This window comes from Cupriavidus sp. HMR-1 (genome assembly GCF_000319775.1).
GTDB classification, from domain to species: Bacteria; Pseudomonadota; Gammaproteobacteria; order Burkholderiales; family Burkholderiaceae; genus Cupriavidus; species Cupriavidus metallidurans.
In genome coordinates, this window is record NZ_ANKP01000246.1 from 1 (window position 1) to 18,455 (window position 18,455).

16 protein-coding genes are annotated in these 18,455 nt (G+C 63.8%); 6 read left to right on the forward strand and 10 right to left on the reverse strand.

Annotation, left to right across the window (positions count from 1 at the left end):
- The 3 genes from D769_RS26010 to D769_RS26020 all read left to right on the forward strand — a co-directional run.
- The coding region (locus D769_RS26010) for a tripartite tricarboxylate transporter substrate-binding protein (RefSeq protein WP_008651108.1) at positions 1-381 on the forward strand (381 nt) is incomplete at its 5' end.
- A gap of 67 nt (positions 382-448) precedes the next feature.
- Complete coding sequence (locus D769_RS26015; RefSeq protein ID WP_008651109.1) at positions 449-955, forward strand: MarR family transcriptional regulator; 507 nt, start codon at positions 449-451, stop codon at positions 953-955.
- Positions 952-1,413 (forward strand): hypothetical protein, encoded by a 462-nt coding sequence (locus D769_RS26020; protein WP_008651110.1) that lies wholly within the window; start codon positions 952-954, stop codon positions 1,411-1,413. The genes D769_RS26015 and D769_RS26020 overlap by 4 nt, the downstream gene beginning before the upstream one ends.
- A gap of 16 nt (positions 1,414-1,429) precedes the next feature.
- Here the strand turns inward: D769_RS26020 and D769_RS26025 are convergent, their stop codons facing one another.
- The 4 genes from D769_RS26025 to D769_RS26040 form a co-directional block, all read right to left on the reverse strand.
- The gene (locus tag D769_RS26025) at positions 1,430-3,112 is read right to left on the reverse strand and encodes a long-chain fatty acid--CoA ligase (protein ID WP_008651112.1); all 1,683 of its coding nucleotides are present in this window, start codon (positions 3,110-3,112) and stop codon (positions 1,430-1,432) included.
- Positions 3,113-3,293: 181 nt separating this feature from the next.
- On the reverse strand, positions 3,294-3,959 hold the full coding sequence (locus D769_RS26030; protein WP_241227906.1) for a TetR/AcrR family transcriptional regulator: 666 nt from the start codon (positions 3,957-3,959) through the stop codon (positions 3,294-3,296).
- A gap of 65 nt (positions 3,960-4,024) precedes the next feature.
- On the reverse strand, positions 4,025-5,182 hold the full coding sequence (locus tag D769_RS26035) for an aminopeptidase (RefSeq protein WP_008651121.1): 1,158 nt from the start codon (positions 5,180-5,182) through the stop codon (positions 4,025-4,027).
- Positions 5,179-7,290: a molybdopterin oxidoreductase family protein gene (locus D769_RS26040; protein ID WP_008651123.1), complete on the reverse strand. Its 2,112-nt coding sequence runs from the start codon at positions 7,288-7,290 to the stop codon at positions 5,179-5,181. Before D769_RS26040 ends, D769_RS26035 begins: the two co-directional genes overlap by 4 nt.
- Positions 7,291-7,610: 320 nt before the next feature.
- On the opposite strand from D769_RS26040, the gene D769_RS26045 reads away from it, so the two are divergent.
- Complete coding sequence (locus D769_RS26045) at positions 7,611-8,807, forward strand: ABC transporter substrate-binding protein (RefSeq protein WP_040011271.1); 1,197 nt, start codon at positions 7,611-7,613, stop codon at positions 8,805-8,807.
- Between the two features lie 68 nt (positions 8,808-8,875).
- Here D769_RS26045 and D769_RS26050 read toward each other — a convergent pair whose 3' ends face one another.
- From D769_RS26050 to D769_RS26070, 5 genes are all read right to left on the reverse strand, one after another.
- Positions 8,876-9,925: an ABC transporter ATP-binding protein gene (locus D769_RS26050; RefSeq protein ID WP_085959097.1), complete on the reverse strand. Its 1,050-nt coding sequence runs from the start codon at positions 9,923-9,925 to the stop codon at positions 8,876-8,878.
- Positions 9,926-9,936: 11 nt separating this feature from the next.
- The gene (locus tag D769_RS26055) at positions 9,937-10,935 is read right to left on the reverse strand and encodes an ABC transporter ATP-binding protein (protein ID WP_008651127.1); all 999 of its coding nucleotides are present in this window, start codon (positions 10,933-10,935) and stop codon (positions 9,937-9,939) included.
- Positions 10,936-10,951: 16 nt separating this feature from the next.
- On the reverse strand, positions 10,952-11,881 hold the full coding sequence (locus D769_RS26060) for an ABC transporter permease (RefSeq protein WP_008651128.1): 930 nt from the start codon (positions 11,879-11,881) through the stop codon (positions 10,952-10,954).
- A 3-nt stretch (positions 11,882-11,884) separates the two neighbouring features.
- Entirely contained in the window at positions 11,885-12,862 is a 978-nt protein-coding gene (locus tag D769_RS26065) for an ABC transporter permease (protein ID WP_008651130.1), read from the reverse strand.
- A 154-nt stretch (positions 12,863-13,016) separates the two neighbouring features.
- Positions 13,017-14,624 (reverse strand): ABC transporter substrate-binding protein, encoded by a 1,608-nt coding sequence (locus D769_RS26070; RefSeq protein WP_008651132.1) that lies wholly within the window; start codon positions 14,622-14,624, stop codon positions 13,017-13,019.
- A 403-nt stretch (positions 14,625-15,027) separates the two neighbouring features.
- On the opposite strand from D769_RS26070, the gene D769_RS26075 reads away from it, so the two are divergent.
- Entirely contained in the window at positions 15,028-16,221 is a 1,194-nt protein-coding gene (locus tag D769_RS26075) for a M20 aminoacylase family protein (RefSeq protein WP_008651136.1), read from the forward strand.
- Between the two features lie 40 nt (positions 16,222-16,261).
- Complete coding sequence (locus D769_RS26080) at positions 16,262-17,287, forward strand: DUF2891 domain-containing protein (RefSeq protein WP_008651137.1); 1,026 nt, start codon at positions 16,262-16,264, stop codon at positions 17,285-17,287.
- Between the two features lie 6 nt (positions 17,288-17,293).
- Here the strand turns inward: D769_RS26080 and D769_RS26085 are convergent, their stop codons facing one another.
- Entirely contained in the window at positions 17,294-18,214 is a 921-nt protein-coding gene (locus D769_RS26085) for a DUF3047 domain-containing protein (protein WP_008651138.1), read from the reverse strand.
- Positions 18,215-18,455: the final 241 nt, after the last annotated feature.

Consider the following 18,455-nt stretch of genomic DNA (forward strand, 5'->3'; position numbering starts at 1 on the left):
ATGCAGGTGATGTTCGACAACCTGCCTTCCTCCATGGCGCTGATCAAGGCCGGCAAGTTCAAGGCGCTGGCCGTGACCAGCGCCAAGCCGTCGCCGGCGCTGCCCGGCGTGCCCACCGTGGCGGCCGCGGCGAACCTGCCGAACTATGAGGCCAGTTCGTGGTTCGGGCTGCTGGCACCGGCTGGCACGTCGCCGGAGATCATCCATCGCATCCAGCAGGAAGTCGCCAAGAGCCTGAGCACCCCTGCCGTGCGCGACCGAATGATGGCCCAGGGCGCCGATCCGGTCGGCAACACACCCGACCAGTTCGCCGCTCTCATCCGCGCCGAGCACATCAAATGGGCCAAGGTGGTCAAGGATTCCGGCGCAAAGGTCGACTGACGACAACCGATCGTGGCCGGGCAAGGCATATACTTGAAATATCAAGTTTTCGCCTGCCCTAACCACGATGCCCAATCCTTCCTCCGCCAGCAGTACCGACGAGCCGGCGCCGGTCGATCTGGAGACCAGCGCCGGCGACTCGGAGCATGAGGCGCTGCGCCTCTGGCTGCGCCTGCTGACCTGCACGAACCTGATCGAGGGCGACATCCGTTCGCGGCTACGTCAGGACTTCGCGGTCACCTTGCCCCGCTTCGATCTGATGTCGCAGCTCGATCGGCATCCTGAGGGCCTCAAGATGGGCGAGTTATCTCGCCGCATGATGGTGACCGGTGGCAATGTCACCGGCATCACCGACCAGTTGCAGCAGGAAGGCCTGGTCACGCGCGAGGCGCTGCCCACCGATCGCCGCGCCTATCTGATCCGCCTGACGCCTGCCGGCCGGGCAGCGTTCTCCAGCATGGCGCGCGCGCACGAGGGATGGATCGAGCAATTGTTCTCCGGCCTGGCCGAAACCGATCGCCGCGCGCTGTTCCGGCTGCTCGGCCGCCTCAAGACCAGCCTGCCCACGTCATGACCCAGTTACTGTCTCGTCCGCTGCAACTCATCGGGATCTTGTCCACCGCGTGCGTCGTGGCGGCATGTGCCTCCTCGACGCCTTCGGGCCCGCAGATCACCCCGGTGAACGCGACGGTCAAGCTCGGACGCGTCACCGAAAAGACGTTCCTGACGCGGATCGACGTCGCGAATCCGACCGACAGCGGCTACGGCGTCGGTGTGGGAGCCGCCGGTGTTGGCGGCGGTGGTGGCGGTGGCGGCGTTGGCGTGGGATTCTCGATGGATCTGACACGCCTGTTCAACCGGCAGCCGCCTCAGCAGATGGATCTCTACCAGTACAAGGTACGGACTGCCGATGGCACCGTGGCGCAGGTGAATGCGCCGGCGGCGCCGGGACTGGAGCCCGGCGCGTGTGTGCGGCTGATCTATCCGGACGGATCGACACAACCGCAGATGGCGCCGTCAAACGAGTGTTGAGGCGCCAGATCCTGCGTCAGGCTGCCTTGCGGCTATCGCGCAGTTCGCGGCGCAGGATCTTGCCGACGTTGGTCTTCGGCAGTTCGGTACGGAACTCGACGTACTTGGGGCGCTTGTAGCCGGTCAGGCGTTCCTTGCAGAACGCAATCACGTCGGCCTCGGACAACGCCGGGTCCTTCTTGACCACGAACAGCTTCACCACCTCGCCCGAGTGCTGGTCCGGCACGCCCACGGCGGCGACTTCCAGCACGCCCGGGCATTCCGCTACCACGCCTTCCACTTCGTTCGGATACACATTGAAGCCCGACACCAGAATCATGTCCTTCTTGCGATCGACGATCTTGGTATAGCCGCGCTCGTCCATCACGCCAATGTCGCCCGTCTTGAAGAAGCCGTCGGCGGTCATGACCTTGGCGGTCTCGTCGGGGCGATTCCAGTAGCCGGCCATCACCTGCGGCCCGCGCAGGCAGATTTCGCCCGGCTGGCCGAGCGGCAGTTCGTTGCCGTCGTCGTCGCGGATCGACACGTCGGTCGACGGCAGCGGCAGACCAATCGTGCCGGAGAACGCATCGGTATCGGTCGGATTGCAGGTGGCCGACGGCGAGGTTTCGGACAGGCCGTAGCCTTCGATGATCGGGCAGCCCGTCTTCGCCAGCCAGTTCTTGGCCACGGCTTCCTGCACGGCCATGCCGCCGCCATTGGCCACGCGCAGGCCCGAGAAATCGATCTTGGCGAAGTCCGGATGATTCAGCAGCGCGTTGTAGAGCGTGTTCACGGCCGGGAACATGTGGAACTTGTACTTCTGCAGTTCCTTGATGAAGCCCGGGATATCGCGCGGATTCGGGATCAGGATGCTCAGGCCACCGCTGCGCATCCCCAGCAGGCAGCAGACGGTCAGCGCGAAGATGTGGTACAGCGGCAGCGCGGTGATGGTGACCACCTGGTCGATAGGCGCGCCCTTGGCCAGCGCCGGCTGCATCCACGCTTCGGACTGCAGCACGTTGGCCACGATGTTCCGATGCAGCAACGTGGCCCCCTTCGACACGCCGGTGGTCCCGCCCGTGTACTGCAGGAACGCCACGTCATCGGGACCGGTATTGACCGGCTTCAGCGTCATCTTGCGGCCTTCGGCCAGCACGTCCTTGAAGCGCACGCAGTGGGGCAGCTCCCAGGCCGGCACCATCTTCTTGACGTTACGGACCACGAAATTGACGATCGCGCCCTTCACCGTACCAAGCAGGTCGCCCATGCTGGCCACCACGACGTGTTTGACCGGCGTGGCCGACAGCACGGCCTGCAGCGTCGACGCGAAGTTCTCGAGGATGACGATCGCCTCGGCGCCGCTGTCCTTGAGCTGGTGCTCGAGTTCACGCGGCGTGTAGAGCGGATTGACGTTGACCACCACGTAGCCGGCCCGCAGCACGGCCGCCAGCACCACCGGATACTGCAGCACGTTCGGCATCATGATCGCAACGCGCGCGCCGGGGCGCAGGCCCCGCGACTGCAGCCACGCGGCGAAGGCGTGAGAAAGCTGATCGAGTTCGCCGTAGGTCATCGCATGGTCCATGCAGATGAATGCCCGGCGATCGGCATAGGTACGGAACGATTCCTCGAGCAACTGGGCCAGTGAACGGAACTGGCTGGCGTCGATCTCTGCTGGCACGCCTGCCGGATAGTTTTTCAGCCACAGCTTTTCCATACCGTCTCCTGAATTTCTGAATGGTCGTTCGATTTTTTCGCAATGCTAAACGCGCGATGCTATCGAGACAACACGTTAGACGAAGTCCTCCACGAATACGACCGTGAAATCATGGATTATGCGTCACCCATTAAGGTGACCAAGGGAATACCCTGACGGCCTCAGCTGGCTTTGACTGCGATCAATTCGGCAGGACCAGTTTCATCATGTTCCTGGCCAACTCCTGCGCCAGCGTCTCCGGGTCCATGCGTCCCGGCTCGTGCCACGTGTACATGAATCCAATCACGCCGCCCATGGAATGCGCGGTCACGCGCGCATCGCCGAACTCGAACACGCCCGCCTCACGTCCTTCTTCCAGAAGCGCGTACAGGTCGCGATAGAAATCGCGCGCCATGGTGTTGAGCCAGTCCACCGTGTCCGGCCTCAGGTACTGGTTGTCGCGGAAGCTCAGGGCGGCGGCCACATGGCAGCGGACGCAGCGTCGCGCCATTTCCAGCAGGCAGGCGCTCAGCCGCTCGCGAACCGGCAGCGCCGGGTCAGCGGTCTCGCGGATCACCGTCAGACAGGTCTGTGCCGACTCGCGACACAGGATGTCGAAGATCTCGTACTTGTCAGCGAAGTAGTAATAGACGGCGGGCTTGGTCACGCCGAGCGCCCGGCACAGATCGTTCATCGTCATGCCTGGGTAGCCCTTCGTGTAGAAGAGCTGGCCCGCCGCGTCGAGAATCTGGCGACGACGCGCTTCCTGACGTTCGGCGACGTGCGCGCGTGCAGGGCCGCTTTCTGCCAGCGTGGTGGCTTCGGCGGCACGAGGCGTATGGCTGGTTCTTTTGAGGGCGCGAGGCATGTCGGCCATTCTCGCACGGCCCATGCGCACCACCATTGGGAAACTCCCGCGATTGACCTCTGCGGCTACTGCCCCTGGCTGGTAGCTGATGTCTGCCTGCCGGCGTCCGTCGCACGCAAGGCGGTCAGCGGCTTCACCTCGGTGGCGGGCGGCGCCAGCTTGCGCAAAGCCGCGTCGCGCTCTGCCGGTGGGAGATCGCCGATCTTGCGCGCGGCTGCGTAGAAGCGCTCCCAGTCACCATCACATTGCGCCAGTAACGCGGCAAAAGCCGGCACCCATTGCTGATACGTGGCGACAGCGGCGAGATGGGCGTTGGTCAGTGGCTGCTCGAACCATCGGTCATAGCCACTGTAGCCGCCCCACTCGTCCTTCTTGAGGTTCGCGTACGTCTGGCGCAGTTCGTCGAAGATGCGCGCCTTGCCTTGCCGCTTGGCGCCATCGTCGAGCGGCGAATGGTAAAGCTCGACCAGTTGTTCGCGCGCGCCCAGCAGCATGGTGCGGAACTGGCGCCGCCGCTTGTCGTAGATCTGATAGCTGGCGCGCACCTCGGGCGATCCTTCCTGCGCGAGCCAGCGTTCGACGCCGGCCGTCTCCACCGCCGTGGCAAACGATTCGTTGAACGCCGTGTCGTTGCGCACGTAGACCACCTGATGCGCCAACTCGTGGAAGATCAGCCGCGCCAGTTCGCCTTCGGGCAGGTAGACGAAGGTGTTGAGCAGCGGGTCGTCGAAGTAGCCAAGCGTGGAATACGCGGGGATGCCGGCCACATAGGCCTCCAGCCCGTCACGGCGCAGCCCCAGTGCGTAGTGGTCGGCAGCTTTCTGGTCGTAATAGCCCCGATAGGTGATGCAACCGACGATTGGAAAGCACCACTTGCGCAGATCCATCGACAGCTCGGGCGTGGCAAACACGCTCCACACTACATAGGGACGATGCAGGTTGGCGTAGCGGCGATAGCTGCCGTTGTCAGGCAGCTTCAACTCGCGCGAGGCGTAGTCGCGGATCTCGCGGGCCAGCGTCAGACGCTGAGCCAGGCGCGCATCGTGGGCGTCATTGGCCGTGGCAATGGCATCGTCGATCGGTTGTGCCTGCGCCATCACGCCGAGATGGCCGCCGATCGACTGATAGTAGTAGCCGAGTGTGTCGCAACCGGCCACCAGCAACGCCGCGCCGAGCACCGCCAGGGCACTCGCCAGGCGCCGGCGGGCCGGCCAGCGGATCATGATGCCAGCGCCTCGGCGGGCACCGGCACCGGCTCCACTTCGACCAGGCAATCGTAGAACACCGGCGCGCGCCCCAGGTCCGTCAATCGCTGGCTGGTCAGTTCGTTGGCGTTCTTGCCATCCGGCGCGAGCTTCTTCCACCAGATCGACAAGCCGACGACCAGCCCTTGTCGGGCTCGGTCGGTCACTCGGGCACGCGCTTGCATGCTGCCGCGATCGTTGAAGGCACGGACCAGCGCGCCATTGGCAATGCCACGCACCGCGGCGTCGAGCGGATGGATGTCGAGATGCGGCTCGCCTTCGGTGGCGCGCAGGCTGTCGACATTGACGAACGTGCTGTTGAGGAAGTTGCGTGCCGGCGGCGAGATCATCGCCAGCGGGTAACGCGCGAACAGTTCGGGGGCCGACGAAGGCGCTTCGTAAGGCGGCACGTAGGCGGGGACGGGATCAAGCCCCTCGCGCGCCATCGTCTCCGAATAGAACTCGCACTTGCCCGATGCCGACGGGAAGCCGCCCTCGGCGAATGGCGCCTTGGCGATATTCAGTTTCTGCCAGCCCCGGGCCTTGAGGGAATCCCAGCTAATACCCGCCGCGCGCTTGTCGTCACGCAGGACGGCCTGCGATGCGATCGCCTCGTCGCTGTCGGCAAAGCAGGACTCCGTGAATCCCATGCGCGCGGCCAGCCGGCGGAAGATCTCCGTGTTCGGCAGCGCCTGCCCGAGCGGCTCCACCGCCTGGTTGTTCGCCAGGAAGTAAGTGTGGCCGTAGGCCTTGTGCACATCGACGTGCTCGAGCTGCGTCGTGGCCGGCAGCACGATATCGGCGTAGTCGGCCGTATCGGTCCGGAAGTGCTCCAGTACGACCGTGAACAGGTCGTCGCGTCCAAACCCGGCTGCCACCTTCGCCGATTCCGGCGCCACCGCCACAGGGTTGCTGTTGTAGACCACCACGGCTTCGATCTTCGGGCCGTTGCCAGTGGTGCCGTCGTCCAGCAGCGCGTCGCCGATCGTGCTCATGTTGATCGTGCGCGGCAGGTTCGGCCAGCCAGGCAGCAGGTCAGGCCGTTGCAGCGTCGCGTTGTCGACCGGGAAGAAGCCCGACGTCGACAACAGCAGGCCGCCTGCGGCCTCGCGCCATGCACCGACCAGCGAAGGCAGGCACGCCACGGCACGCACTGCCTGGCCGCCACCGTGCACGCGCTGCATCCCGTAATTCAGGCGGATCGCCACCGGTTGGCGCTCGCGCACGGCGAGTTTGCCGTACAGCCCGGCGAGCCACTCGATGTCATCGACCGGAATCCCGCAGATCCGCGCCGCCGTTTCCGGCGAGAACTGCATCGCCCGTTCGCGCAGCGCATCGAAGCCAACGGTATGGCGGGCGACGTAGTCGTGGTCGATCAGGTCGTCGCGAATCAGCACATGCATCATCGCCAGCGCCAGCGCGGCGTCGGTGCCCGGCATCGGCGCGATATGACGATGGCATTTCTCCGCCGTCAGCGAGCGGTACGGGTCGATCGCCACCAGCGTCGCGCCACGGCGCTTGGCTTCCTGGGCGCGCGTCCAGAAATGCAGGTTCGACGTAATCGGATTGCTGCCCCAGATAATGATCAGCTTCGCGTCGACCACCTGCTCCATGTCCATGCCGACGCTAGCGCCGTAGGTATGGCGCAGGGCCGTGGCGCCCGCACTGGCGCAGATCGTGCGATCGAGCAGCGAGGCGCCGAGCTTGTGGAAGAAGCGCGCGGCCATGCTCTCGCCCTGTACCAGGCCCATCGTGCCAGCGTAGCTGTAGGGAACGATCGCCTCAGGATTCCGGGCGGCGATCGATGACAGCCGCCCGGCAATTTCGTCGAGCGCCTCGTCCCACGAAATTGGCTCGAACCTGCCCTCGCCCTTCTTGCCCACGCGCCGCAGCGGGGTCAACAGCCGGTCCGGGTGATAGGTGCGTTCGGTATAGCGCGAAACCTTGGTGCAGAGCACACCCTGGGTGCCCGGATGCTCGGGGTCTCCGGCGACCTTGATCGCCCGGCCGTCTTCGACGGTGACGAGCAGTGCACAGGTATCGGGGCAATCGTGGGGGCAGGCGGCGCGGACGATGCGGGTGGCCATGGCGGTATCGGCAGGCAGATAACTTCAGTGGGGCGCCCGGTGTGGGCAATGAAGTACGGCGAACAGGCCAGCGTCAGGGCGAAACGAACTTCGCCTCTGCCATGTTCCACCATGTGACTGTGGCGCAACGGCCTCGCCAGAACATTCCCAACCGGGAGAAATTGTTTGGCTCCGATTGTATTCGATTATGATGTGCCGGCGCGTTCCGCCCCCCGGGTCGGAAAGAACCCGCAGCGACGTCAGATCGCGAGGGGACGCGGATCCGAGAAGCAACACAGCAGTAACAAGAATGGTTGACGGATTTTTTGACGGGGATTTACATGGTTTTGCAATCTAGGGTCAATCGCCGGACATTTGCCGGCCTGCTGATGGCGTGCGCCATCGGTAGCTGCGGCGTGACTGGCGCCGCCTTTGCCGCCAACACCACGGCTGGCGAAACGGGCGTCACCACCGACACCATCCTGCTGGGCCAGTCGGCCGCGCTGTCCGGCCCCACAGCCGTGCTCGGCAAGCAGATGAACGCCGGCGCCCGCCTCTACTTCGACTACATCAACAAGCAGGGCGGCGTGTTCGGCCGCAAGATCGAGCTCAAGGCGCTCGACGACATGTACGAGCCGGAAGAGGCCGTCAAGAATACGAAAAAGCTGATCGAGGAAGACCGGGTCTTCGCCCTGTTCGGCTATGTGGGCACGCCGACCAGCCAGGCCGTGATGCCGCTGGTCAACCAGGCACGCATCCCGTTCTTCGCGCCGTTCACCGGGGCGCAGTCGCTGCGCGACCCGCAGAGCCGCTACGTATTCCATGTGCGCGCCGGCTATGAGGAAGAAACCGCCGCGATCGTGCGTCAGATCCGTACCACCGGCCTCAAGCGCATCGTCGTGGTCTTCAACGACGACGCTTACGGCCGTGCCGGCCTCTCCGGCGTCGAGCACGCCATCAAGGCCCTGCCCGCCGACAGCGGCGTGCAACTGGTGGCCCAGGAAAGCGTGATCCGGAACACGGTGGAAATCGGCGATGCCATGCAGACGGCGATGAAGGCCAAGCCGGACGCGGTCGTGCTGATCAGCGCCTACCGCACGGTCGGCGCCTTCGTGAAGGAAGCGCTGCGACGCGGCTACAGCGGGCAGTTCTACAACGTGTCGTTCGTCGGCACCCAGGCGCTGGCCAAGGAAGTGGGGCCGCAGGGCAGCGGCGTGATCATCTCGCAGGTGATGCCACACCCCGGCAACGCCACGCTGCCGGTGGTGCGCGAGTACCTGCGGCTGCTGCAGGCGGCTGGCAAGCAGAATGACTTCGACTACGCCAGCATCGAGGGCTTCATCGCTGCCAAGTCGTTCGTCGAGGGCCTGCGGCGCGCGGGCAAGGACCTGACGCGCGAGCGCCTGGTGACGGCGCTGGAAACCATGCGCAACGTCGACCTCGGTGGCTATATCGTTCAGTTCTCGCCCGAGAGCCATGTGGGCTCGAAGTTCGTCGAGATGACGATCATCAACTCGCGGGGCGTGGTGATTCGCTGACGGCCTTTTTTTGCTCCCTTTGCTCCCCTCTCCCGCACTGCGTGAGAGGGGAGAAAACACTCACCCCGTCAGGTCTGATCGTTCAGATGACACGCTGAAAACCTCAGCGGCGCGATCTCTTTGAGGACCGGCTGCTCGGTCTTGCAACGTGGCATCGCGTGCGGGCAGCGCGGATGAAAGTGGCAGCCGGTGGGCGGATTCAGCGGCGACGGAATCTCGCCCCGGATCGCCACGTAAGTCTTCTTGCCAACCTCAAGCTTCGGCGCCTCGGCCAGCAACGCCTGCGTATAGGGATGATTCGGCGCGGCGAACACTTCCTCGGTCGGCGCGGACTCCACCACACGTCCCAGATACATGATCACCACGCGGTCGCTGATGTGCTTGACCACGCCCAGATCATGGCTGATGAACAGGTACGTAAGGTTCAGTTCTTCGCGCAGGCGCATGAACAGGTTCAGGACCTGGGCCTGGATCGATACATCTAGCGCCGCCACCGATTCATCGCAAACCAGGAACTCCGGCTTGACCGCCAACGCGCGCGCAATGCCGATCCGCGCGCGCTGACCGCCCGAGAATTGGTGCGGGAAGCGGCGCAGCACGGTCGGATCCATCCCCACGCGCACGAGCATGTCTTCCACATACGCCTTCTGCGCGCCCTTCTCCACCATGCCGTGGACGACAGGCGCCTCGCCGACGATGTCGAGCACGCGCATCCGTGGATTCAGCGACGCGTACGGGTCCTGGAAAATCATCTGGATCGCAAGCTGCTTCTCGCGCTTCCGGTCTGGCGGCAGCCGGTCAAGATCCGTCCCGCGCCAGAATCGCTCCCCTTCGGTCAGCGTGTGCAGGCCCACGGCCATGCGGCCCAGCGTGGACTTGCCGCAGCCCGATTCCCCCACGAGACCAACAACCTCGCCAGTGCGGATCGAGAGATCGACACGATCCACCGCATGAACGATCTCCACGCGCTGCTTCGCGCCGAAGACATTGGCGACTTTCGCCGCGATGTCGAGCGACTTGACGAAGCGCTTGGAGACGCCTCGCAGTTCCAGCAGCGGCGCCGGCGGCATGGCCGTTTCCGCAGCCACGCCGGAGGCCAGGGCGCCCGGGGTATCCATCACGTTCGAGCTCATGCGGCCTCCTGCTGGGCGTGTACCGGATGGAAGCAGCGCAACTGCCTCCCATCTGGCGACAGTTCAAGCGGCGGCTCGGTGGCGCAGATCTCCGTGGCATAGGGGCAGCGCTCGCGAAACGCGCATCCGCTCGGCAGATTCAGCAGCGATGGCGTCATGCCCGGAATCTGTCGCAGCGGCGCACCACGCGGATTGCGCGACGGCGCCGAGTCGATCAGCCCGTGGGTATAAGGGTGCCGGGGAGCTTCGAGCACCTGCCGCACGTCGCCCGATTCGACGATCTTGCCCGCGTACATCACGCAGACCTTGTCGGCCAGCCCCGCCACAACGGAAAGGTCATGAGTGATCCAGATCAGCGCGGTGCCGGATTCGCGGCACAGCGTCTGCATTTCATACAGGATCTGCCCCTGGATCGTGACGTCGAGCGCGGTCGTCGGCTCATCGGCGATGATCAGGTCGGGCTTGTTGAGCAGGGCAATCGCAATCGCCACGCGCTGGCGCATGCCGCCGGAAAACTGATGCGGATAGGCCTGCAGCCGCTCGTCCGGCGAAGGGATGCCGACGCGTGCCAGCGCATTGCGCGCGCGCTCACGCGCGGCGGCCTTGCTGACATCGTCGTGCGCGCGCACGGCTTCGATCATCTGGGTGTCGATGCGCAGGACCGGGTTCAGCGTCATCATCGGGTCCTGAAAGATCATCGCGATCCGGTTGCCACGCACGTCGCGTTGCTGCGCGGGCGTCAGCGCGCGCAGGTCGCGAGTCACGCCGTCCCGGCTGGTCAGCGCAATGCGGCCTTCGACCACTTTGCCCGGCGGATCGATCAGCCCCATGATCGAATAGCCGGTCATCGACTTGCCCGAGCCCGATTCACCGACCAGGCCCATGATCTCGCCACGGCCAACCGTGAACGACACGTCGTCCACGGCACGCGCCACGCCGGCTCGGGTAAAGAACTGCGTTTTCAGGTGTTCGACGACCAGGGTCGGTTGCGTCATGTCGGCTCCTGGTCCGTTATTGCGTTTGCAGGCGCGGATTGAGCACATCGCGCAACTGGTCGGCCACGAGGTTCATCGCCACGATTGTGATCACGAGGGCGATGCCCGGGAAGAAGCTGATCCAGTACTTGCCGGACAGCATGTACTGCTGGCCATTGGCGATCAGCATCCCAAGCGACGGCTCGGTAACCGGCACACCAAGCCCCAGGAACGACAGCGTGGCCTCCAGCGTGATGGCCGACGCGACTTGCAGCGCGGCGATAACGATCAGCGGCGGCAGGCAGTTCGGCAGCAGATGGCGGAACATGATGCGCCCCGGCGGCAGGCCCAGGCAGGTGGCCGCCTCGATATATTCCTTGCGCCGCTCGACCAGCGCTGCGCTACGCGTGGTGCGCGCGTAGTAGGCCCACTGCACAGCCACCAGCGCGATGACGATGTTGCCGATGCCGGGACGCAGGAACGCCAGCAGGATCAGCGCCAGCAGGATCGGCGGAAACGAAAGCTGCAGGTCGGCCACGCGCATGATGAAGGCCTCGGTGCGGCCGCCGATGAAGCCCGCCAGCAAGCCGAGCGTGGCACCCAGCAGCAGCGCAATCACGGTGCTGACCACCCCGACGCCCACGCTGATGCGCAGGCCGTACATCACCGCGGAGAGCATGTCGCGGCCCTGTTCGTCGGAGCCCAGCAGGAACGTCATGCCGCTGCCCGCCTGCTCGCCGGGAGCCAGGCGGGCGTCGAGCACGTCCAGGGTCGCGAGGTCGTAGGGATTCTGTGGCGCGAGCCACGGCGCGAATATCGCGATCAGGATGATCAGCCCAAGGATGACCAGCCCCATCATCGCAAGCTTGCTCTCCATGAACTGGCTGGCGAAGCGGCGGAACGGCGTCTGCTCTTTGGCGGTACCGGCCGCCTTGGCCGCGTTTTGCGGTACGGTCGAAGTACTCATGGCTCAGCCCTTGTTGTCGGCAATCCGCACGCGCGGATCGAGCATGCTGTAGAGGATGTCGACCAGCAGGTTGATCAGGATGAACAACGTCACGATCACCATCAGGTAGGCAACGATCACCGGGCGGTCCAGCAACTGAATCGAGTCGATGATGAGCTTGCCCATGCCGGGCCAGGCAAAGATGGACTCCGTGACGATCGCGAAGGCGATGATCGACCCGAACTGCAGCGCGATCACGGTGACGATCGGAATCATGATGTTCTTCAGCACGTGCACCCCGACGATGCGGGTGTTCGACAGGCCCTTGGCGCGCGCAAACTTCACGTAGTCCTGCAGCATCGCCTCCTGCGTGCCGGCGCGTGTCAGACGGATCACCATCGCGATATTCAGCAGCGACAGCGTGACGGCCGGCAGGATCAGGTGGCGGATACCGTCCACGGTCAGAAAGCTCAGCGGCACACCCAGCACGCGCACCGTTTCTCCCCGGCCGTTGGATGGCAGCCATCCAAGCTGTACCGCGAAGACCATGATCAGCATCAGGCCCACCCAGAACGTGGGCAGGGAAAAGCCGAGGATCGACACGGTCATGATCGACTTGCCGGCGATGCCATTCGGCCGGAGCCCGGCCCACAACCCCAGCGGAATGCCGAGCACGATCGCCAGCAGGATCGCGCACACGGCCAGCTCCAGCGTGGCGGGCATCCGCTCGAAGATCAGCTTGAGCGCGGGCGTGCCGTGCGCGAACGAGGTGCCGAGGTTACCGTGCAGCGCGTTCTGCAGGAAGATCCAGTATTGCTCCCAAAGCGGCTTGTCGAGACCGAGCGCGGCGATCGTACGTTTGATGTCTTCCTGGTCCGCCTGCGGACTGATCAGGATATCGACCGGATTCCCGATCGCGAAGACGCCAAGAAACACGAGCAGCGACATGACGAGGAGCACAACCACACTCTGCATCAGCCGCCGGATGATGAAGACCAGCATGTTCTTACCACTATCCTTTCGCTGGCGACCGCATGCGGCGCGTCAGCGTGTTCGCGGCCCACGGGGGCAGGCGTGGGCGGATTGCCCCGGCTGCATGGACGCAGTCGGGGCCGCGATCATACCGGAGCCATCGAAGTCCCGCGTGCGGGCAGGATCATTGCGCGCCGGCCGGCTTGAAGTTGTGCGCGTATGTCCGTTCGTCGGTACGGGGGATGTACACGATGCCCTTCTGCGTGGCCCACGTGGTCACCTGATGATGGATCGGAATGATGCCATCATCGAGGATGGCGATGGCAGTGGCTTCCTGCAGCAGCTTCGAGCGCTCATTGTCATCCACGGTGGCCAGCGCCTTCTCCAGCACCACATCCATCTTCGGATTGCAGTACTCGCCCCAGTTGGTGGTACCGAAGCCCTTCTTGGAGTCCTCGCAGGCTAGCAGTGCGCGCAGCGGCGAGCTGACCTCACCGGTCTGGGCACCCCAGCCCAGCAGGCCGAACGACCATTCGTGCTTGATCCCCTTCGCCGAGTAGGTGGCCATCGGCATCCCTTCCACCTTGGTGTTGATGCCAATGCGCGTCAGGTTCTGCGCGATGGTCTGCGCGATCTTCTCGTCGTTGACGTACCGGTTGTTCGGCGTATGTAACGTCAACCCGAAGCCATTGGGGTAGCCCGCCTCGGCCAGCATCTTCTTCGCCGCCTCGGGATCGTACTTGACCGTCTTCAGCGCCGGGTTGTAGCCGAACATCGTCGGCGGCACGAGGTTGTTGGTCGGCTCCGACAGCCCTTCCATCAGACGATCCTTGATGCCCTGGCGATTGATGGCCGTGCTGATGGCAAGACGCACGCGCGGGTCCTTGAGCGGATTCTTGTCCATCGCCTGGCCGTCCTTCGTAGTCACGAACGGTGACTTGTCCCGTTTGGCGTCGAAGTACAGATAGATCACCCGATGCGAGATCTTAGAGAAGAACGAAAGCTTGGGATCGTTGCGGACTTTGGGCAGGTCCGGCGTCGGCACGTTCTCGATCGCCTGCACATCGCCCGACAGCAGCGCCGCCAGACGCGTGGCCGGGTTCGGGATGAAGCGCAGCGTCACCTTGTCCCAGGCCGGCTTTGGCCCCCAGTAGTCGGGGTTCTTGACCAGCTCGACGCGATCGTCGCGCGCGTAGCTGACGAACTTGAACGGCCCGGTGCCGATCATGCCCTTGCCCTGCGCAAAGTCGTCGGAAGACAGGCCCTGCGTGGCCTTCTTCTGCACCATGAACACCGCCGTCAGGTCGTTGAGCATCAACGGGTACGGCTGGTTGGTGGTCAGCTGGATCGTGTACTTGTCGATGATCTTCTTGTTGATGATCGCCTTGGTGTACACATCGAACTTGCCCGGGCTGTTGAGGATCGTGGCAGGCCGGTCCAGTGACCAGGCGATGTCCTCGGTGGTCAGTTCCGTGCCGTCATGCCACTTGACGCCCTTGCGGATCTTGAATTCCCAGGTCAGGTTGTTGACGAGCTTCCACGACTCGGCAAGTCCGGGAATGACGCGGCTGTCCGGATCAAGCTTGATCAGGGTCTCGAACACGTGCTCGGACACGTTGATGTTCGAGAACAGGTTGTAGAAATGCGGATCCATCGAGGTCGGTGGCGAACTCATGGCGATCTTCAGATCCACGGCGTGAACTGGCGCGGCCAAACCGAGGCCGAGGGCGCTGGTCAGCAGGACGGTGTTGATCGTCTTGCCGATGGCCTTCCTGATGTGACGAAGGGACATCGCGCGATTCTCCCAGGGGGAAGTCTTGAAATGACGGTTAGGATCAGCCACGTCGATTGCCCGTGCGAAAGGCCGCATTTTGGTGCGACGATTCTGCAAGGCAAGATGCCACGCGGCCGGCCAGGCACTTCAAGCATGAACTGTTCCAGCACTGCAATGGGTACGCCATGCGGGGAAACCCACCCGGTTGGACGCGCTGTCGCAATGCTGCGCCGCGCCACAATCGGACCATAACTGTTGCATCGGCAATGGCTTGTGGCCGGCACCATGTGAGATCAGGCAGGGATCAAGCGGGAATCAGGCGAACCACGACAAGCCGCAGCGCCGCCGCGTTTTGGCGCTTTGTGTACAGGCATCGTATGATCGGGGGTATCCAATCGCCCCATCCGCCTGGACTGGCATCATGAAGCTCATCCCCGAAATTCTGCAGGCGCAAGCCGAAATCCGAACCCTCCGACGCGACATCCACGCCCATCCCGAACTCTGCTTCCAGGAGCAGCGCACGTCCGATCTGGTGGCAAAGAGCCTCGAGTCCTGGGGGATCGAAGTCCATCGCGGACTGGGCACGACGGGCCTGGTCGGCGTGATTCGCAACGGCAATAGCGGCCGCACCATCGGCCTGCGCGCGGACATGGATGCGCTGCCGCTGCAGGAGGCCAACACGTTCGGCCATCGCTCGCAACACGAAGGCAAGATGCACGCGTGCGGCCACGACGGCCATACCGCGATGCTGCTGGGCGCGGCCCGCCACCTGGCTGAACATCGCAACTTCGACGGCACGGTTCACGTGATTTTCCAGCCCGCCGAGGAAGGCGGCGGCGGCGCGCGCGAGATGATCAAGGACGGGCTGTTCGACCGTTTCCCATGTGATGCGGTATTCGGCATGCACAACTGGCCCGGCATGCCAGTGGGCACGTTCGGCACCACAGCGGGCCCGCTGATGGCATCGAGCAACGAATTCAAGATCACGGTGCGTGGTAAGGGCGCGCACGCGGCCATGCCGAACAACGGCTGCGACCCGGTGTTCACGGGTGCGCAGATCGTGTCCGCGCTTCAGGGCATCATCACGCGCAACAAGCGCCCGATCGACGCTGCGGTGATCTCCGTCACGCAGTTCCACGCGGGCGACGCCACCAATATCGTGCCGGACTCGGCATGGATCGGCGGCACCGTGAGAACGTTCACGATCCCGGTGCTTGACCTGATCGAGCGCCGCATGGAAGAAGTCGCGCGGGCCGTGGCACAGGCGTTCGATTGCACGATCGAGTTCGAATTCAGCCGCAACTATCCCCCGACCATCAACAGTGCGGCCGAAGCCGAGTTCGCCGTGGGGGTGGCCACCGAGCTGGTGGGCGCATCGAATGTAGATGGCAACGTCGAGCCAACCATGGGTGCCGAGGATTTCTCGTTCATGCTGCAGGCAAAGCCAGGCTGCTACCTGTTTATCGGCAATGGCGAAGGGTCGCACCGCGAAGCTGGCCACGGCATGGGCCCGTGCATGCTGCACAACCCGAGCTATGACTTCAACGATGAACTGCTGCCAATCGGCTCGTCGTTCTTCGTGAAGCTGGTGGAGAAGTGGCTGGCGCCGGCCTGATTCCTGGCGTTTCCTTCCGTACTGAGACAACGGACGCACGATGACGCACACGCACCTGGATGACGCCACGGCGGAGCGGTTTGCCCACGTGGCGCTTGAAAACATCGCGCGTCAATATCCCTATAAGGTCGACCATCTGATGGTGGGCGCCGACGATCTGTCGGCCCCAGCCGTGATGCACCCAGTGTTTTACGGGAGCTACGACTGGCACTCATCGGTGCACATGCACTGGCTGCTCGTACGCGTCCTGTCGCTGCGGCCTGCGCTGCCAGTCGCCGATCGGATTCGTGCTGCCCTGGACAGGCAATTGCGCCCCGAGGCAATTGCGGCTGAGCTGGCGTACTTCGAGCGGCCGGCGTCGCGAACGTTTGAACGGCCGTACGGTTGGGGATGGTTCCTGAGACTACAGGCCGAACTGCGCGCGCTTGGTGCGCACGATGCCCAGGCAGCGAGTTGGGCCACCGCCTGCGCGCCACTGGCCGATCATCTCGCGCAGCGGCTCATCGACTACATCGACATCGCCGACTTTCCCGTTCGTACCGGCACGCATCTCAATAGCGCATTTGCACTCATCATGGCGCTGTTCTATGCCAAGTCCGATCAACATCTTGCATTACGCAAGGCGATCGTGCGACAGGCGCATCGCTGGTTTGGGCATGACCAGCGTTATCCGGCACGCTATGAACCCGGTGGCGACGAGTTTCTATCGGGCGGGTTGGTCGAAGCCGTGCTGATGCGCCACGTCCTGGACGACTGCTCGTTCGGAGACTGGTGGGAGATGTTCTCGCCTGGAGATGCAGAACTGGCGATGTGGCTCACGCCGGTGACCGTCGTAGATCGGACTGATCCGAAGATGTCCCACCTCGATGGCCTGAATCTGTCCCGTGCCTGGTGCTGGCGGGTGCTGGGCCCCGGCCTGCCGCCGGTGCTCCAGCCCCTTGCGATTCGCGCATGGTCGGATCATCTCGAGGCATCGCTGCCCCAAGCCGTCGAAGGGCATTACGTAGCCACACATTGGCTGGCTACGTTCGCCCTGCTGGCCCTTACCGATTCGGCTGTCGGCTGACTTTGGTTATTCGATGCTGATATCGCCGTACCAAGACTCCGCGCGGGTCTTGGTATTGTCGGTGTCGGTCATAAGACCGACGGCAATCACCTTCCCCGGATCGGTGCCGAATGCCTTGCGGTAGTCCGCGCGCAGATCCCGTTCATGGCAGCGCCACTCGCCGGTATGGCGCGTACCTGAGTCGACGATGATCATGCGTACGCGATCGGTGTGGGGGTTATTCACGACGGCACCTGGCGGCAGCCGCCCGCCCCAGATATACATCAGCGTGGCGTACGGCATTTCCCGACCTGTGGTGATGCGCGCCATTTCGTACATCAACTGATCACGTAGCGGCAGCGTGGAGCGATCGCCATCGAAGGCGACGAAGATTCGCAGCGGCGAATCCTCTCGATGGCTGACGCCATTGTCGGCAGTGCGGATGACATCGCGCGTCTTCCACATCCAGCGCAAGGCGCCGGCCTCTCGCTCGATCAGTGGCACGTAGAGCCCCGATGCGGAACTGTCAGCCTCCGCATGAAGCACGAGACGGTGATCGACTTCCGTCAGCGCATAGCGTGTTGGTGTCTTGTTGCGATTGATCTTCCAGGGACGCCACCCGACGGGCATCGGGCTGGCCACATTTGAGGCCGAGAACGGTGGAAGTTGGGAGAGCGCCGGCGGCGTCGTAGGCTCGGAATCGCCGTCGGCCCCGCCTTCGGCATCTGCAGCGCTCTCGCCGGCAAGATTGGCCAGTTCGAGCGAATCCGGAACTACGCCTGAATTTGCATCCGTCGGGCGGCTTTTTGCGGCGAACGCCTTGCAATCGCCGTCAGAGACAGCAGCCAGTTTTGATGGATCGATTGTCTGTCTTGATGTTGATGCGCAGCCTGTCAGCATCAATGCACCCACGATCATCGTGAGCGCTGGCCCAAACTTCTTGGCCATGTAACCCCCTGTACCCGTATTGCTTGCCTGCGCCTCAAGAGCCCAATTTGTGAAGCATGGGCACTGTCGATCGCGGCTTTACTGTTGCGGACTACCTTGCGTCAGCAGATTGCCAACGCATGGGGAGAAACATATCAGATGCGTTTTGCCGGAGGAATCCTCCGGTACCCTGAATACAACGGGTAAAGACATGCACGTAACAAAAACCGCGCCGCCAAAGCAAAACCCCCAGCTTATAGGG

Bases quoted from the DNA above. Each gene is read 5' to 3' on its own strand.
- D769_RS26015 (WP_008651109.1), top strand. From the start codon at position 449: ATGCCCAATCCTTCCTCCGCCAGCAGTACCGACGAGCCGGCGCCGGTC.
- D769_RS26020 (WP_008651110.1), top strand. From the start codon at position 952: ATGACCCAGTTACTGTCTCGTCCGCTGCAACTCATCGGGATCTTGTCC.
- D769_RS26025 (WP_008651112.1), bottom strand. From the start codon at position 3,112: ATGGAAAAGCTGTGGCTGAAAAACTATCCGGCAGGCGTGCCAGCAGAG.
- D769_RS26030 (WP_241227906.1), bottom strand. From the start codon at position 3,959: ATGCCTCGCGCCCTCAAAAGAACCAGCCATACGCCTCGTGCCGCCGAA.
- D769_RS26035 (WP_008651121.1), bottom strand. From the start codon at position 5,182: ATGATCCGCTGGCCGGCCCGCCGGCGCCTGGCGAGTGCCCTGGCGGTG.
- D769_RS26040 (WP_008651123.1), bottom strand. From the start codon at position 7,290: ATGGCCACCCGCATCGTCCGCGCCGCCTGCCCCCACGATTGCCCCGAT.
- D769_RS26045 (WP_040011271.1), top strand. From the start codon at position 7,611: ATGGTTTTGCAATCTAGGGTCAATCGCCGGACATTTGCCGGCCTGCTG.
- D769_RS26050 (WP_085959097.1), bottom strand. From the start codon at position 9,925: ATGGATACCCCGGGCGCCCTGGCCTCCGGCGTGGCTGCGGAAACGGCC.
- D769_RS26055 (WP_008651127.1), bottom strand. From the start codon at position 10,935: ATGACGCAACCGACCCTGGTCGTCGAACACCTGAAAACGCAGTTCTTT.
- D769_RS26060 (WP_008651128.1), bottom strand. From the start codon at position 11,881: ATGAGTACTTCGACCGTACCGCAAAACGCGGCCAAGGCGGCCGGTACC.
- D769_RS26065 (WP_008651130.1), bottom strand. From the start codon at position 12,862: ATGCTGGTCTTCATCATCCGGCGGCTGATGCAGAGTGTGGTTGTGCTC.
- D769_RS26070 (WP_008651132.1), bottom strand. From the start codon at position 14,624: ATGTCCCTTCGTCACATCAGGAAGGCCATCGGCAAGACGATCAACACC.
- D769_RS26075 (WP_008651136.1), top strand. From the start codon at position 15,028: ATGAAGCTCATCCCCGAAATTCTGCAGGCGCAAGCCGAAATCCGAACC.
- D769_RS26080 (WP_008651137.1), top strand. From the start codon at position 16,262: ATGACGCACACGCACCTGGATGACGCCACGGCGGAGCGGTTTGCCCAC.
- D769_RS26085 (WP_008651138.1), bottom strand. From the start codon at position 18,214: ATGGCCAAGAAGTTTGGGCCAGCGCTCACGATGATCGTGGGTGCATTG.